This window comes from Corynebacterium sp. HMSC071F07, from assembly GCF_001810285.1.
GTDB lineage: Bacteria > Actinomycetota > Actinomycetes > Mycobacteriales > Mycobacteriaceae > Corynebacterium > Corynebacterium simulans.
Window position 1 is genome coordinate 29,431 of the sequence record NZ_KV800720.1, and the last position, 15,756, is coordinate 45,186.

Annotated in this window: 11 protein-coding genes and 1 riboswitch; all 11 genes read right to left on the reverse strand. The window is 60.6% G+C overall.

What is annotated here, in order from left to right; translation table 11 throughout:
• Positions 1–478: energy-coupling factor transporter transmembrane component T family protein (locus HMPREF2724_RS11465; protein WP_246818264.1), on the reverse strand; the 478-nt coding region annotated here is incomplete at its 3' end.
• Complete coding sequence (locus tag HMPREF2724_RS11470; protein ID WP_061920466.1) at positions 471–1,883, reverse strand: ABC transporter ATP-binding protein; 1,413 nt, start codon at positions 1,881–1,883, stop codon at positions 471–473. The genes HMPREF2724_RS11470 and HMPREF2724_RS11465, both read right to left, overlap by 8 nt.
• A 15-nt stretch (positions 1,884–1,898) precedes the next feature.
• Positions 1,899–2,522, reverse strand: coding sequence for an ECF transporter S component (locus tag HMPREF2724_RS11475; RefSeq protein ID WP_070588630.1), 624 nt, complete (start codon positions 2,520–2,522; stop codon positions 1,899–1,901).
• A riboswitch (TPP riboswitch) is annotated at positions 2,511–2,608 on the reverse strand. It overlaps the preceding gene by 12 nt.
• A 189-nt stretch (positions 2,609–2,797) precedes the next feature.
• A complete protein-coding gene (locus HMPREF2724_RS11480; protein ID WP_070588634.1) occupies positions 2,798–6,790 on the reverse strand; it encodes a DNA-directed RNA polymerase subunit beta' in 3,993 nt (1,330 codons plus the stop codon).
• A gap of 136 nt (positions 6,791–6,926) precedes the next feature.
• Positions 6,927–10,421, reverse strand: coding sequence for a DNA-directed RNA polymerase subunit beta (locus HMPREF2724_RS11485; protein ID WP_070588636.1), 3,495 nt, complete (start codon positions 10,419–10,421; stop codon positions 6,927–6,929).
• Positions 10,422–10,649: 228 nt separating this feature from the next.
• On the reverse strand, positions 10,650–11,606 hold the full coding sequence (locus HMPREF2724_RS11490) for a cell envelope lipid trafficking protein PgfA (protein WP_061920456.1): 957 nt from the start codon (positions 11,604–11,606) through the stop codon (positions 10,650–10,652).
• Between the two features lie 128 nt (positions 11,607–11,734).
• On the reverse strand, positions 11,735–12,121 hold the full coding sequence (gene rplL, locus HMPREF2724_RS11495; protein WP_061920813.1) for a 50S ribosomal protein L7/L12: 387 nt from the start codon (positions 12,119–12,121) through the stop codon (positions 11,735–11,737).
• A 79-nt stretch (positions 12,122–12,200) separates the two neighbouring features.
• Positions 12,201–12,722: a 50S ribosomal protein L10 gene (gene rplJ, locus HMPREF2724_RS11500; protein WP_061920454.1), complete on the reverse strand. Its 522-nt coding sequence runs from the start codon at positions 12,720–12,722 to the stop codon at positions 12,201–12,203.
• Positions 12,723–13,040: 318 nt separating this feature from the next.
• Positions 13,041–13,835 carry an ABC transporter ATP-binding protein gene (locus tag HMPREF2724_RS11505; RefSeq protein WP_061920452.1) on the reverse strand — a complete coding sequence of 265 codons (795 nt, stop codon included), beginning with the start codon at positions 13,833–13,835 and terminating at the stop codon, positions 13,041–13,043.
• 6 nt (positions 13,836–13,841) lie between these two features.
• Positions 13,842–14,894, reverse strand: a complete 1,053-nt coding sequence (locus HMPREF2724_RS11510) for a FecCD family ABC transporter permease (RefSeq protein ID WP_062035923.1) — start codon at positions 14,892–14,894, stop codon at positions 13,842–13,844.
• A partial coding sequence (locus tag HMPREF2724_RS11515; RefSeq protein WP_070588639.1) for a FecCD family ABC transporter permease occupies positions 14,891–15,756 on the reverse strand: 866 nt, incomplete at its 5' end. The genes HMPREF2724_RS11510 and HMPREF2724_RS11515, both read right to left, overlap by 4 nt.

Consider the following 15,756-nt stretch of genomic DNA (forward strand, 5'->3'; position numbering starts at 1 on the left):
TGGAATCCCAGTCGTCTCGAAACAGCGTCGCCATACGCACACCGGCGACCGCGCCAATAACAAAACGCGAAGGCAGGCGAAGGTTCTGCGCCAGGGCGTCGCCTAAGCGTGTGGGATCAATGTCGCGCGCGAGGACAATCATTGGCAGCGCTACCGCGAGCACACGCAGCATCATCGCGACCGAAAGGCGCACCGAGTTCTCCGAAACCACGATGAGCCAAAGCCGGAAGTAAACCTCCCCGCCCTCGGCGCCATACAGCAACATCGAAACGCCAGACAGTGCGGCGAGGATAAACAGGAACCATCCGCTCCTTATGAGCTTTCCCCAACTAACCCCACACAGCGGCGCAAATACGAAGGTGATGACCAAAGAAACCGCGGCGGAGACCCAATCCACCGAGAGAAACAACGGCAAGGTCAGCGCCAGCATAAGGTAAACCCGCGTCAATGGGTTTACGCCGGACAAGATATTAGGCACGCGGCACCTCCACGCGGTGGTCACCGAGAGCCGCAATGAAGAGGGGATCGTGGGTTACCGAGGCAATGGTCACTCCCTCATCGCTTAACTCGCGCAGCATCCACACCAGTTCCGCGAAGGTCTGCGGATCCTGGCCGAACGTCGGCTCATCAAGCAACAGAACCGCCGGCGCGCTCACCAATGCTGTCGCCACCGAAAGGCGCCGTTTCTCTCCGCCCGAAAGGGTGAAGGGGTTGGCGCCAAGCAGCTGCCCCAAACGCAGGCGCTCCACTAATTCCGAGATGCGCTTTTCTGGGACCTCCTCACCCATCACTCGGGGTCCCACGCGCAGTTCATCGGCAACGCTGCGCGCAACGAATTGATGTTCTGGGTTCTGAAACACGTACCCAATGCGATGCGCGAGCTCGCGCGACTTCCACGTTGCCGGGTCTCCTTTGAGGCCGCGACGCACGTGCTCGGCGACGCCCACCTCACCCGACGTATACGGCAACAGCCCGGCCATGGTTTCCAGCCAGGTGGTCTTTCCCGCCCCGTTGGGACCTGTCACAACGGTCGAAGCTGTCGAGGGAAGCTCAAAGGTACGCGGCGGGCCAAAGCGGGTAGCCAAATCCTTTGACCACATCGCTGGCTCAAGGCTGGATACGTCTTGTGGAACGCGAGCCTGCGGCAGCGTGGGCATCGCTTGGGCGCGTGCTTCCAGCACCTCGCCCACGGAAGCGTCAAGCGCAACCTGCCCATCCTCGATGAGTAGTCCGCGTTGCAGCAAGTGACGCCATCTATCTGGCTGGTGCTCAACCACGATGAGCGTGGCGCCGGTGCGCTCCACTAGCTGGGTCACCGCACGAACCACCGAATCGGCGCCCTCTGGGTCGAGGTTCGCCGTGGGCTCATCCAACAAGATGAGCCCGGCGCCCATCGCCATGACGCCAGCCAAAGCGAGTCGTTGCTTCTGGCCGCCGGAAAGCCGAGCGGTGGGATAGTCATGTGGAAGGTCAAGACCCACCAGCTCCAAGGCTTGGTCGACGCGGCGCCAAATCTCAGAGCGTTCGAGGCCAAGGTTCTCGCAGCCGAAAGCAACGTCGTCGCCCACTCGCGAGGAAATTACTTGGGAATCAGGATCCTGCAGGACCAGCCCCACTGGCATGCCTTCACCAGGCCACTCACCATTGCCCGCGGTATCAGCTCCGAAGAGCTGGATCTCTCCTACCTGCTCACCTTCCTCGTCGCCGCCGAGCACTCCGGCAAGAGCCGCCAAGAGCGTGGACTTGCCAGAACCGGAGTCACCGCACAGCAGAATTCGTTCGCCGGGCTCGACGTGGAAAGCAACATCCCGCAGCGCCGGCTCTGCACGCCCGGCATGAGTCCAGCCAAAACCTTTAACGCGGATGCCTGTTCCAGAAACCATTCTTGAAAGTACTTCTTAAGCCTCGCGGCCTGCAGCAAAGCGGTCGAGCGCGCCAGTGGCCGCTAGCGCCTTAACCGTGAAGTAGCCCAGAACGCCGGCCAGAATCGCACCGGAGAGGCAGGTGCACACCAAGGAGATGATGTTGTATTCAACGGAACGGGCTAGGTGGCCGGCTGTGAAGAGCTCCAAAGTCCATGCACCGACGCCGGCGGCAAGGCCAGCGATGGTGGCAACAAGCAGGTTAAATGAACGGTAGGCAAAAATGGCGAAGACGATCTCCACGCCGATGCCCTGGGCAATGCCAGAGAGCAAGGTTGCCGCGCCCCACTGGGAGCCAAGAGCGGCGGAGACGCAGGCAGCGAGCAGCTCCACAAAGAGCGCCGCACCTGGCTTGCGGATGATAAGCCCACCGAGCACGCCTCCCAGCAACCAGATGCCAGAGGCCAAACCGCCCAGTCCAGGGGTAAAGGCATCGAGAGCCTCGTAGCCGGCATAGCCCGCGGTGTTCCAGAACAAGAAAATCAGGCCACACGCCACGGACAAAACCGCGGCCACGACGATGTCGACGACGCGCCAGCGGCGGTTAGGCTTTCCAGCCGTGTGTGCAGAGCGTGCCGAAGATGCAGGTGTAGTAGACATTTTCCTCCCTCGCGCCGGTATTACCCGGATCAGGTGCAACGGTTCCCCATATGTGGGGGTCTCAGCCTTCTCCCGCGCAAACTGCTGCGTTTGTTGTTCCTGAGTTTCGGTCTAAGGAGGGAGAAAGCACCCGTGTTCGCTGTGTAATTAGATGACTTCGTCAATTTGGACCCACTAATGCTAGCAAAAGTAAAAGGCCCCATGCCTAAAAGCATGGAGCCTCTCAAAGCCGCAGCGTTATACCCAGAAAGCTGGGACATCGCGCGGGGGTGGACTTAGAACGTGAAGTCCTCATCCAGCGGGACGGATGCGCCGGTGAACTCACCAAATCCATCGTCGCCGTAGATGGAATCGCCGTAAGTCGGGATCGAGTACGCAGCGTTGCGTGCGGCCTCGGTCGGCTTAACGGAGATGTTGCGGTAACGCGAGATACCGGTACCAGCCGGGATGAGCTTACCGATGATGACGTTCTCCTTCAGTCCAATGAGCTGATCGGAGCGCTTGTTAATAGCGGCGTCGGTAAGCACGCGCGTGGTCTCCTGGAAGGAGGCCGCGGACAGCCAGGACTCGGTAGCCAGCGATGCCTTGGTGATACCCATGATCTCGGAGCGCAGCTGAGCTGGCTCGCCGCCCTCGGCAACCTGTGCGGCGTTGACCTGCTTGGCCTCAGAGAGGTCAACCAGAACGCCCGGCAGGTAGTCGGTGGAGCCGGAGTCAATGACGGTACCGCGACGCAGCATCTGGCGGATGATGATCTCGATGTGCTTGTCGTGGATGGCAACACCCTGGGTACGGTAAACGGCCTGCACCTCGTCGATGAGGTGCTTCTCGACGCCGCGGCGACCGAGGACCTCGAGGACGTCGTGCGGATCAGCCGCACCACGCATCAGGCGCTCGCCGGTGGTGACGTGGTCACCGTCGCGCAGGGAACGCTCGATCATTGCGTCCGGGTTGGACTCCATCGGGCGGCGGACCTGTGCCAGGCCCTGGCGCTTCGACAGCTTCTCGTAGACGACGTTGTCGGAACCGTCATCCGGAGTGATGGTCAGGGTCCAGAAGTTGCCCTCATCGGACAGGGACACGGTGCCGTCAACGGATGCGATCGGCGCGCGGTTCTTCGGGTTACGAGCCTCGAACAGCTCCTGCACACGTGGCAGACCGCCGGTAATGTCGCCACCGACACCACCCTGGTGGAACGTACGCATGGTCAGCTGGGTACCCGGCTCACCAATGGACTGTGCAGCCACGATGCCGACCGCCTCGCCGATGTCGACGAGCTGGCCGGAGGCCATGGACTTGCCGTAGCACTTCGCACAAACGCCGGCTGGCGTCTGGCAGGTAAGGACGGAGCGAACCTTGATGTCGGCGATGCCGGCAGCCAAGATCTTCTCGGTCAGTTCCTCGGTCAGGTCAGAGCCTGCCTCTGCAACGACGGTGCCATCTTCAGCCTTCACATCGGACGCGACAACGCGGCCGGATGCGGAAGTCTCCCACAGCTCGTGTTGAACCAGCTTGTCGCCGGCCCACTCGCCCAGCGGAACGCGGACGCCCTGGCGGGTGCCACAGTCCTCTTCACGGACGATGACGTCCTGTGCCACGTCAACGAGACGACGGGTGAGGTAGCCGGAGTCCGCGGTACGCAGTGCGGTATCGGCTAGGCCCTTACGGGAACCGTGCGAGTTGTTGAAGTACTCCAAGACCGACAGACCCTCACGGAAGGAGGTCTTAATCGGACGGGTGATGTAGTCACCCTTGGAGTTCACGACCATGCCCTTCATGCCGGCCAGGGTCCAGATCTGACGCATGTTACCCGCTGCACCAGACTTAACGATCATCGGAATCGGGTTGTCATCCGGGTAGAGATCCTCGACTGCCTTACCAACGGTGTCGGTAGCGTCCTTCCAGAGCTCAACCAGGCGGTCGTAACGCTCACGCTCGGTCAGCGCACCCTGCTCCCAGTACTTGCGCTCAATGCGCTGTGCTTCCTTCTCGTAAGACTCGAGAACCTCGGTCTTGTTCGGAAGGACCAGAACGTCGTCCATGGTGATGGTCACGCCAGAACGGGTTGCCCAGTAGAAACCGGCATCCTTCATCTTGTCCAGAACCTGGGCAACGGTGATCATCGGGTACTTAGCAGCGAGATCATTAATGACGTCACCGAGCAGTACGGAGTTCTTGGCGCCGCCCTTACGGACCATGACGCCCTCGAGGTACGGGTAGTTCCACGGCAGCAAGTCGTTGAACATGATGCGGCCAAGGGTGGTCTGCGCCATCCAAGCCTGGCCCTTCTGCCAACCATCAGGGAACTGCTCAGCCTCGATCTCAGCCGGCGGACGCAGGTGGGAGATGCGGACCTTGATTGGTGCCTGCAGGCCCAGAACGCCGCGGTCGCGAGCCATGATGGCCTCGGCGTAGGAGGAGTAAACACCGGTTGCGGGGCCGTTTTCGGTCGCCTCGGTGTAGCGGCCCTCGCCGCCGATCTCGCCCTCTGCCTTGTCCATGGTCAGGTAGTAAAGACCGGTGACCATATCCAGACGCGGCATAGCCAGCGGCTTACCGGATGCCGGGGAAAGAATGTTGTTGGAAGCGAGCATGAGGACACGAGCCTCAGCCTGTGCCTCTGCGGACAGCGGCAGGTGAACTGCCATCTGGTCACCGTCGAAGTCAGCGTTGAACGCCTCGCAAGCCAGCGGGTGCAGCTGAATTGCCTTACCCTCGACCAGCTTCGGCTCGAAGGCCTGGATACCCAGACGGTGCAGCGTAGGTGCACGGTTGAGCATAACCGGGTGCTCGGAAATAGCCTCTTCCAGAACGTCCCAAACCTCAGGGCGCTGGCGCTCAACCATGCGCTTTGCAGACTTGATGTTCTGTGCGTAGTCGTTTTCGACCAAGCGCTTCATGACGAAAGGCTTGAACAGCTCGAGAGCCATCAGCTTCGGCAAACCACACTCGTGGAGCTTCAGCTGCGGGCCGACGATAATAACGGAACGGCCGGAGTAGTCAACACGCTTACCCAGCAGGTTCTGACGGAAACGGCCCTGCTTGCCCTTGAGCAAGTCAGACAGAGACTTCAGCGGACGGTTGCCAGGTCCGGTGACCGGGCGGCCGCGACGGCCGTTGTCGAAGAGCGCGTCAACAGACTCCTGCAGCATGCGCTTCTCGTTGTTAACGATGATCTCAGGAGCGCCGAGATCGATCATGCGCTTCAGGCGGTTGTTGCGGTTGATAACGCGGCGGTACAGGTCGTTCAGGTCGGAGGTGGCAAAACGGCCACCGTCGAGCTGAACCATCGGGCGCAGCTCCGGCGGGATAACCGGGATCGCGTCCAGGACCATGCCTGCCGGGTCGTTACCGGAGCGCAGGAAGGCTGCTACGACCTTCAGACGCTTCAGCGCGCGCATCTTCTTCTGGCCCTTGCCATTGTTGATGACTTCGCGCAGCTCTTCGGCCTCAGCCTCGAGATCGAAGTTACGGATAAGGGTCTGGATAGCCTCAGCACCCATGCCGCCGGTGAAGTAATCCTCGTAGCGATCAACGAGCTCTTCGTAGATGGTCTCGTCGATGATCATCTGCTTCGGAGCCAGCTTCAGGAAGGTGTTCCAGATTTCATCCAGTCGTGCGACCTCGCGCTCGCCGCGCTCACGGATGTGCTGCATCTCCTTGTCAGCAGCGTTCTGGACCTTGCGGCGTGCGTCAGCCTTTGCGCCAGCAGCCTCCAGCTCAGCCAGATCCTGCTCGAGTTTGGCAGCGCGCTCTGCGATCTCAGACTCGGTGTCTTCCTCGACGTCCTTCTTCTCCAGAAGCATCTCTGCTTCAAGGGTGGACTGGTCGTTGTGGCGAGCCTCTTCATCAACAGAGGTGATGATGTTGGCTGCGAAGTAGATGATGCGCTCCAGGTCCTTCGGAGCAAGGTCCAGAAGGTAACCCAGGCGGGAAGGAACGCCCTTGAAGTACCAGATGTGGGTTACCGGAGCAGCCAGCTCGATGTGGCCCATGCGCTCACGGCGAACCTTGGACTTGGTGACCTCGACGCCGCAGCGCTCACAGATGATGCCCTTGTAGCGAACACGCTTGTACTTACCGCAAGCGCACTCCCAGTCACGGGTTGGGCCGAAGATGCGCTCGCAGAACAGGCCGTCCTTTTCCGGCTTCAGGGTGCGGTAGTTGATGGTCTCAGGCTTTTTAACCTCGCCCTTGGACCAACGGCGAATGTCATCGGCAGTGGCCAGACCGATGCGGAGCTCGTCGAAGAGATTTACGTCAAACACGTAATGTCTCCCTTTCATCCCCACGCGAGTGTGGGGAACGTTGATGGCTTTAAAAAATTCTCAAATAGTGTGCCCTGCTGGTAGCTCGGGGGCCACCAGCCAGGACCGTAAGCTCTCACGCTTGAGCTCAAGCGTGCTATGCGATGTCGGCGTCAGCGCGCTCGTCGCGCGAAAGGTTAATACCCAGCGACGGGCTATCCATGTCGTCATCGTCAGAGCCAGACAGCTCCATCGGCGTGCCGTCGGTGGAGAGAACCTCCACGTTCAGACACAGCGACTGCAGCTCCTTGAGGAGGACCTTGAAGGACTCCGGGATACCTGGATCCGGGATGTTGTCGCCCTTCACGATTGCCTCGTAGACCTTCACACGGCCGACGACGTCGTCAGACTTGATGGTCAGCAGCTCCTGCAGGGTGTAGGCAGCGCCATAAGCCTGCATTGCCCACACCTCCATCTCGCCGAAGCGCTGGCCACCGAACTGCGCCTTACCACCCAACGGCTGCTGGGTAATCATGGAGTAAGGGCCGGTGGAACGAGCGTGAATCTTTTCGTCGACCAGGTGGTGCAGCTTGAGCATGTACATGTAGCCGACGGAAACCGGGTACTTGTACGGCTCGCCAGAACGGCCGTCGAAAAGCTGTGCCTTGCCGTGCTCGTCAACCATGACGTCACCGTCGCGGTTCGGGCGGGAGGAAGCCAGCAGGCGGCCGATCTCCTCGTTGGAAGCACCGTCGAATACCGGGGTTGCGGTCAGGGAACCAGCCGGGACGTCGTAAAGCTCTTCCGGCAGGGTCTTGAGCAGCTCAGCGTTAGCTGGGTCATCAACGTCGACCTTCCAGCCGGCGTGTGCCAGCCAGCCAAGGTGGACCTCGAGGACCTGGCCGATGTTCATACGACGCGGAACACCGTGGGGGTTCAAGATGACGTCGACAGGCGTGCCGTCAGCCATGAATGGCATGTCCTCTGGCGGCAGGATCTTGCCCACGACACCCTTGTTGCCGTGACGGCCAGCGAGCTTATCGCCATCCTGGATCTTGCGCTTCTGAGCCACGTAGACGCGGATCATTTCGTTGACGCCCGGGGCCAGGTCGTCGTCATCCTCGCGGGAGAAGCGAGCAACGCCAATGACCTTGCCGTTCTCACCGTGAGGAACCTTCATGGAGGTATCGCGAACCTCACGTGCCTTCTCACCGAAGATGGCGCGCAGCAAGCGCTCCTCCGGGGTCAGCTCGGTCTCACCCTTCGGGGTGACCTTACCGACGAGAATGTCGCCTGCGCGAACATCAGCACCAATGCGAACGATGCCTCGCTCATCCAGGTCGCGCAGAACATCGTCAGAGACGTTCGGGATCTCGCGGGTGATTTCCTCGGCACCCAGCTTGGTATCGCGAGCATCGATCTCGTGCTCCTCGATGTGGATGGAGGTCAGAACATCGTCCTCGACGATGCGCTGGTTCAGGATGATTGCATCCTCGTAGTTGTGGCCTTCCCAAGGCATGAAGGCAACCAACAGGTTGCGGCCCAGGGACATCTCGCCGTTGTGGGTACCCGGGCCGTCAGCCAGAACCTGGCCGGCCTCTACGCGCTGGCCCAGCTCGACGAGCGGGGTTTGGTTGTAGTTGGTGCCCTGGTTGGTGCGCTCAAACTTACGCAACATGTAGGTGTCACGCTGGCCCTCGTCATCCATGATGGTGATGAGATCAGCGGTGACGTTTTCTACAACGCCAGCCTTCGGGGTGATGATGAGGTCGCCGGCGTCGTATGCAGCGCGCTGCTCCATACCGGTACCAACGAAAGGTGCCTCGGAGCGCACCAGCGGCACTGCCTGGCGCTGCATGTTAGCGCCCATCAGCGCACGGTTAGCATCGTCGTGCTCCAAGAACGGAATCATGGCGGTTGCCACGGAAACCATCTGGCGTGGGGAAACGTCAACGTAGTCGACGCCGGAAGCGTCGGTAACTCCGATGTCGCCGTCCTTCAGGCGGACCTCGATACGGGTGCCGACGATGGTGCCGTCAGCTTCCTTCTCGATTTCCGCCTGCGCAATTGCGAACTTATCTTCCTCATCAGCGGTGAGGTACTCGACCTCGTCGGTGACCTTGCCGTCAACAACCTTGCGGTACGGGGTCTCGATGAAGCCGAAAGCATTGACGCGAGCGTAGGAGGCCAGGGAGCCAATCAGACCAATGTTCGGGCCCTCCGGAGTCTCAATCGGGCACATACGGCCGTAGTGAGAAGCGTGTACGTCTCGGACCTCAATGCCGGCGCGCTCGCGGGACAGACCGCCTGGGCCCAGCGCGGACAGACGGCGCTTGTGGGTCAGACCAGACAGGGAGTTGTTGTGGTCCATGAACTGGGACAGCTGCGAGGTACCGAAGAACTCGCGGATAGCAGCAGAAACCGGACGCACGTTGATAAGGGAGGTCGGAGTGATGGACTCCGCATCCTGGGTGGTCATGCGCTCACGGACGACGCGCTCCATACGGGACAGGCCAACGCGGACCTGGTTCTGGATGAGCTCGCCGACGGTACGCAGACGACGGTTACCAAAGTGGTCGATGTCGTCGGTGTGGATGGCGATGGTCTCGCCGTTCGGAGCGGTCATCTCACGCTCGCCTACGTGCAGGCGTACCAGGTACTCGAGGGTGACAGCAATGTCTTCCTCGGTCAGGGTCATCAGACCGTCGTGGTCACCGCCCAGACCCAGCTTGCGGTTGACCTTGTAACGGCCCACCTTTGCGAGGTCGTAGCGCTTTGCACGGAAGAAGGAGTTATCCAGCAGGGACTGCGCGAGCTCGCGGGTTGGCTGCTCGCCCGGACGCTGCTTGCGGTAGATCTCCAGCAAAGCCTCGTCAGTGTTTGCCACACCATCGGACTCGAGGGTAGACATCATCAGCTCGGAGAAGCCGAAGCGCTCACGGATCTGCTCCTCGGACCAACCAAGGGCCTTGAGCAGCACGGTTACCGGCTGGCGACGCTTACGGTCGATGCGGACGCCGACGGTATCGCGCTTGTCGACGTCGAATTCCAGCCATGCACCGCGGGAAGGAATCACCTTCACGGAGTGCAGCGGACGCTCGGTGGACTTATCGATGGTCTGATCGAAGTAGACGCCCGGGGAGCGAACGAGCTGGGAAACGACGACACGCTCGGTACCGTTAACGATGAACGTACCCTTGTCAGTCATCATCGGGAAGTCACCGATGAAGACGGTCTGAGACTTGATCTCCTGGGTGTCGTTGTTGATGAACTCTGCGGTCACGTACAGCGGCGCGGAGTAGTTGATGTCCTTTTCCTTGCACTCGTCGACGGTGTTTTTCACCGGCTCGAAGCGAGGCTCCGACAGGGACAGGGACATGTTGCCCGAGTAGTCCTGAATCGGAGACAGTTCCTCAAGGATGTCCTCGAGGCCGCTGGTGACGCGAGCCTCGGGACCGCGCTCAGCCTGCTCGCGCTCGCGCCACTCTGGCGAGCCGATCAGCCATGCGAAGGAATCGAGTTGTAGATCGAGGAGGCCCGGGACGGCGATAGGCTCGTTGATTTTCGCGAACGAGTATCGCTTCGGGGCTCCAGGGATATTGGCCACTGACTTGGTCTGGCGGGAGACTGCCAAGATGGGTCCTTCCAGCACCTCACGCGGATTGCCTCCCCGCCCTGGCCGACGAGGTGCAAAACCGCTGGTAAATTTAGCATTCGGTCTGCTGTAGATTGTCTGGGTTCAGAATGCACAAAATCACCTTGTCAAGTCGGTTTTGCCATCACCTACTTGAAAGGCTAAATGTGCACCGAAGATCCAGATTCCAGCGCAACGATATAGCTTATAGGAAAGTTCCCACCGTGTAAAGGCGAAATCAGCATGTTACTTGCGGCGGCGCTTCTGGAAGGCACCCAATGCCCCAGCCAAACCGATGAGAGTCAGCACCGCGCCTAGGCCCAAGACGGCCCAGCGAACCATGGTGGCAAAGGCGGGCTTTGGGAATTCCGCGGCTTGTGCGAGGAAGGCGGCACGATCCTCGTCAGAGGTCTTGCCCTCGAACATGAATTGGGTTTCGCGGCCGGCACCACTGCGGTCTCCCCAATAGTCATCGATGGCCACGTCCATTCCTACCACCATGCCGCTTACCTGATCGACGTAGAAGTCGCGTGTCGCCTTGTGGAATAGGTAACCCTGCTCGGTCGAATCATCTTCATTGTGCAAGGTGGTAGTGGTCTGCCCTGGGTACAAGGTCGCGAGGTTGGTCGGCTCAACTTCTTGATGGAAGCGATAGACGGTGCGCCCCTCGATTTCCATCTCCTCTTCGAAGACGGCATCGGCAGCCTTGCGCAGATAGGGGTCAAAGACTGGGTACGTAGTCTGCTCGGTTGCTGCTGGGAACTTTAGCCACACACCATCGACGGTGACCTGCGCGGTAGGGCTGCCCAGGGTGTGGGTAAGGGAGGCGTCGCCAAGCGCGTCACCGCTCAGGCGGTCCATGGGGTAGCTCCACACGCGCGCCATGGAAAGATCCTCCACCTTGCCGCTATCGCCGCGCATGGCCGACTCACCGATGCGGAGCGTGGCCTGCTCTTCATCTGAAGGATCTTGAATGTCCATGTTGAGCTGATAAGCCATTGGCCCCTCGTAAGGACTCGTGCCCTCCCCTGTCACTACCTGAGACTTGGCGGAATCGTCGTGCAGGGTCCAGGTGGTGTGCTGCAAATCCAAAGGCATGCGCGGTTCGAAGCTCAAGAACTTCGGCGCCGCGATACCTGCAGCCATTAGCGCAACGCCGAGGCCTAGAAGCAGGACAGAAAAGATTCGGGACTTGGGCAGCATGGTGGATTATTCTACAGGTCGCGGGCGCGGAGACTGGAATCTGCACGCGGGGCGGGGAAGGACAAACACCTCCAAAACGGGAACAACCCCGTCTCCCAGCGGGAAACGGGGTTGTAAGCCAAGTAAAATTACTTGAGCTCGACAGAAGCGCCAGCCTCTTCCAGCTTAGCCTTAGCAGCCTCAGCATCGTCCTTGGAAGCACCCTCGAGGATAGCCTTCGGTGCGCCCTCAACGAGCTCCTTAGCTTCCTTCAGGCCCAGGCCGGAGACGATCTCGCGGACAGCCTTGATGACGCCGATCTTCTTTGCGCCAGCGTCGGTCAGAACGACGTCGAACTCGTCCTTCTCTTCCTCAGCAGCGCCACCAGCAGCCGGTGCGCCTGCAGCTGCAACTGCAACCGGAGCAGCAGCCTCAACGTCGAAGACCTCTTCGAATTCCTTAACGAACTCGGAGAGCTCGATGAGGGTCATTTCCTTGAAAGCTTCAATGAGCTCGTCCTTGGTGAGCTTAGCCATGATGGCCATCCTTTCTTTTGGGCTGGCATGCAACCCAGATTGTGTTTGTGTTGATTTTTATGCGCCTTGATTGGCGACTTTAAGCCTCGGCAGACTTCTTGTCCTGCAGGGCCGCAGCGGTGCGGACCATCTTGGTAGCAGGAGCGTTGAATGCAGCCGCAGCCTTTGCCATAGAACCCTTCATAGCGCCGGCAAGCTTTGCGAGAGTGGTCTCGCGGTTGTCCAGCTCGGCGATGGCAGCAACCTGCTCTGCGGACAGAGCGTTGCCATCCATGTAGCCGCCCTTGACGACGAATGCCTTGTTGTCATCAGCGAACTTCTTGATGACCTTAGCGGCATCCACTGCCTCGCCCTTGATGAACGCAATTGCGGTCGGGCCAGTCAGCTTATCGTCAAGACCTTCGATGCCAGCCTCGTTAGCGGCGATCTTGAAGAGGGTGTTCTTGGCGACGGAGTACTCAACGTCAAAGCCCAGGTTGTTACGCAGCTCCTGGAGCTGTGCAACGGTCAGACCACGGTACTCGGTCAGCACGATGGACTCAGAGCCAGCGAGCTTCTCCTTGAGCTCCGCGAGATCTGCGGTGTTCTTTGGGTTTGCCATGTTCTACTTCGCCTCCTTTCAAAACATCTCTGTGATTTTCCGTCGAGACATCTTCAATAAAAAATGCCCCGTGCAAGAGCACAGGGCGCGCAGCATAAGAGAATGCCGCGATTAATCGCAAAGTGTCTCCTGCGTGGGCCGTCCCCTAGGATGAGGAACCTTCGATCCGGACTCCCGGATGACCGACGGTCTTCGGTGAACTTTGACTCGACCTTTCAGGCCGTTCAAACTTCGCTAGGAACTATACAAGCCACGCTAGCCAACTCCAAATCGCGGCTCTCGGGGCTTCCTTCTCCCTGTTTCACCCAACGAGAATTCTTAGTCCCTGAGCACCCCGCGCGGAACGATGACGGGGGCGTCGCTTCGCGGGTCATCCCAGATCTCGACGTCGATGCCATAGGCGGCTGCCAGCACTTCTTTCGTCAACGCCTGCTGGGGAGTTCCCTGCGCGATGACCTCGCCGTTGTTCATGACCACCATGGTGTCGGAGTACTGGCCGGCCAGCATGAGATCGTGCAGCACAACGACCACCGTTTTCCCGGCGTCGGCCTGTTTGCGCACGAGCTCCAAAACGCTCATGGCGTGGGCTGGGTCGAGGAAGGTTGTGGGTTCGTCGAGAAGCAGCACTGGCGTGTCCTGCGCCAGAGCAAGCGCCAGCCACACCCGTTGGCGTTGGCCACCCGAGAGCGCCGCGATATCACGGTCGATGAAGTCCGTAATGCCCGTCTCCACGCAGGCCTGCGCGATGATGTCGCGGTCCTTCGCAGACAGTCCCCGACCGCGGCCCAGGTGCGGGTAGCGCCCGCGCGCTACAAGCTCGCCCACCCGCAGCCCGTCCGGCGCCGTCGGCTGCTGTGGAAGAAGCGCCACGTGGGTAGCTGCTTCTTTCGGGCTCATGCCATGTACGTCTAGCTCGCCGATATGCACGCTCCCCTGCCGCGGGCGAAGAATTTTAGACAAGGTCTTCAGCAACGTGGACTTGCCGCAGCCATTAGGCCCAATGAGCGTGGTGATTTCACCCGGGTGGGCCACCAAGTCAACGCCGGACAGGATGTCGTCCCCGTCCTTATAGCCGGCATGGATACCGGTGGCCGTAATTTCTCTGTCTTTCACTAGCTTTTATCCTCTCCTCCGTGCGGCATTCCACACCAAGATGACCAGGGCACATCCTCCGATGATGGAGGAGACTGCACCCACTGGAGCGTCCATTGGCAACGCTCCAGCAATCACAGCGCACGCACTCAACAAGGCGGCGCCAGCAGCGCAAGAAACCAACGGCACAGGCGTGGGCGTCCGGGCAACAATGCGCCCCACATGCGGGGCGAGAAGCGCGATGAAACCAATGGGGCCGGCCACGGATACAGTCACCGCGCAGATTCCCGTAGCAGCGACCAGCAGGAACGCGCGTGTTCGCGTGATGTTAACTCCGAGGGAAAGGGCCGAGAGATCATCATGCGCAAGAAGTGGCAGCTCCCTGGCACACCACAGACCAAGCACCACGAAAGGAGTCAACCCCACGAGAAGAGGAGCAATGACCTCCATCCGCACGAAGCCCGTGGTTCCCGCCAGCCACAGCTGCGATTGCGCCGCGCGAAGGAGCTCGGCGGCGCGCAAAAGATACGCCACCAGCGCTTGAAACAGCAGCGAGAGCGCGATTCCGACGATAACGATGCGGTTGCTCGTGCCGATTCCCCCAAGCGCTACCAGCAGGATGGCTGCTAGCACGGCACCCAGCAACGCGAGCCCGGCCCGCCACCAGAACATGGAGAGCCCTTCGGCAAGCACAGGCCGGGAGAGCACCGTTCCGAGGACCACCATGACGGACGCACCACCAGTCACGCCAAGGATATCGGGAGAGGCCAGCGGATTGCGCGACATCGACTGCGTCCACGACCCCGCCAGTCCGAGCGCGGCACCCACGATGAGCGTCGCTAGCGCTACCGGCATGCGCAGGTCCCACACAACGCGAATTTCGCTGCGGCTTCCCCCGCCGTTGAGAATCTCCAGGACCTGCCCCGGGCTCAAGGCCACAGGGCCCTGCCCTAGCATGAGGACATAGGAGCTTGCGGCGACCACAACAAAGAAGCAGGTCGCTGCCCATATCCATGTCCGGCGCTGCCGCTCTTGGGAACGCAGATGCTTAACGACGTCCCCCTTCTGCAACCCCCTCATAGCTCGTGCTCCCCACGGTGTACGGCCCAGATGAGAAATGGTGCGCCCACAAAGGCCAAGACGATGGACATCTCCAGCTCGGAGGGACCCACGATGAGGCGGCCCAGAATATCCGCAACGAGTACGGAGCAGCCACCGAGTAAGGCGGCTGGCGCAACCATCGCGGTAACTTCTGGCCCCGTGAACCGGCGCAGCAGATGGGGGATGGCAAAACCAACGAAGGCAATGGGCCCCGTCGCCGCGGTAGCGCATCCTGCTAGCACAACGATACTCAAGGCAGCCCCGCGCCGCGTCAGCGTGGGCGAGCCGCCTAGTGCCACCGAGGATTCCTCCCCCATGGCTAAAAGGTCGAGCGGGCGCGCCACTCGTGCGGCGCTGATAAGCCCGATTAGCAACCCAACACCTGCAATGGCGACATCCTCTGGGCCGCGCCCAAACGTGGAGCCGATGGTCCACCGGCGCATGCTGTCGAGAACATCCGTGGAGTACAGGCCGATCAACATGGCGCTAGAGCTCAAGGCAGCAGCAACGCCTGCGCCGACCAAGACCAGCGTCAAAGGATCCTGAAACCTGCGGGACACACCCAGCACTAATGCCGTGGCCAAGCCAGCGCCGAGGAGGGCGAGCGCTGTCCGCATCCCGGTTGAGGTGGCGATCCCTAGTGTTGTCCCGAGGGCAACAAGGAACGAGGCTCCCGCAGTAATACCAATGAAGCCCGGATCGGCCAAGGGGTTCCTAGTCCAAGACTGAGCGATAACACCCGATACCGCGATGGCAGCTCCCGCGAAGTAGGCCACGAACGTGCGGGGGATGCGTAAATCCCACACGATATTCTCGATATCTGCCTCGCCCCCGTGGAGGA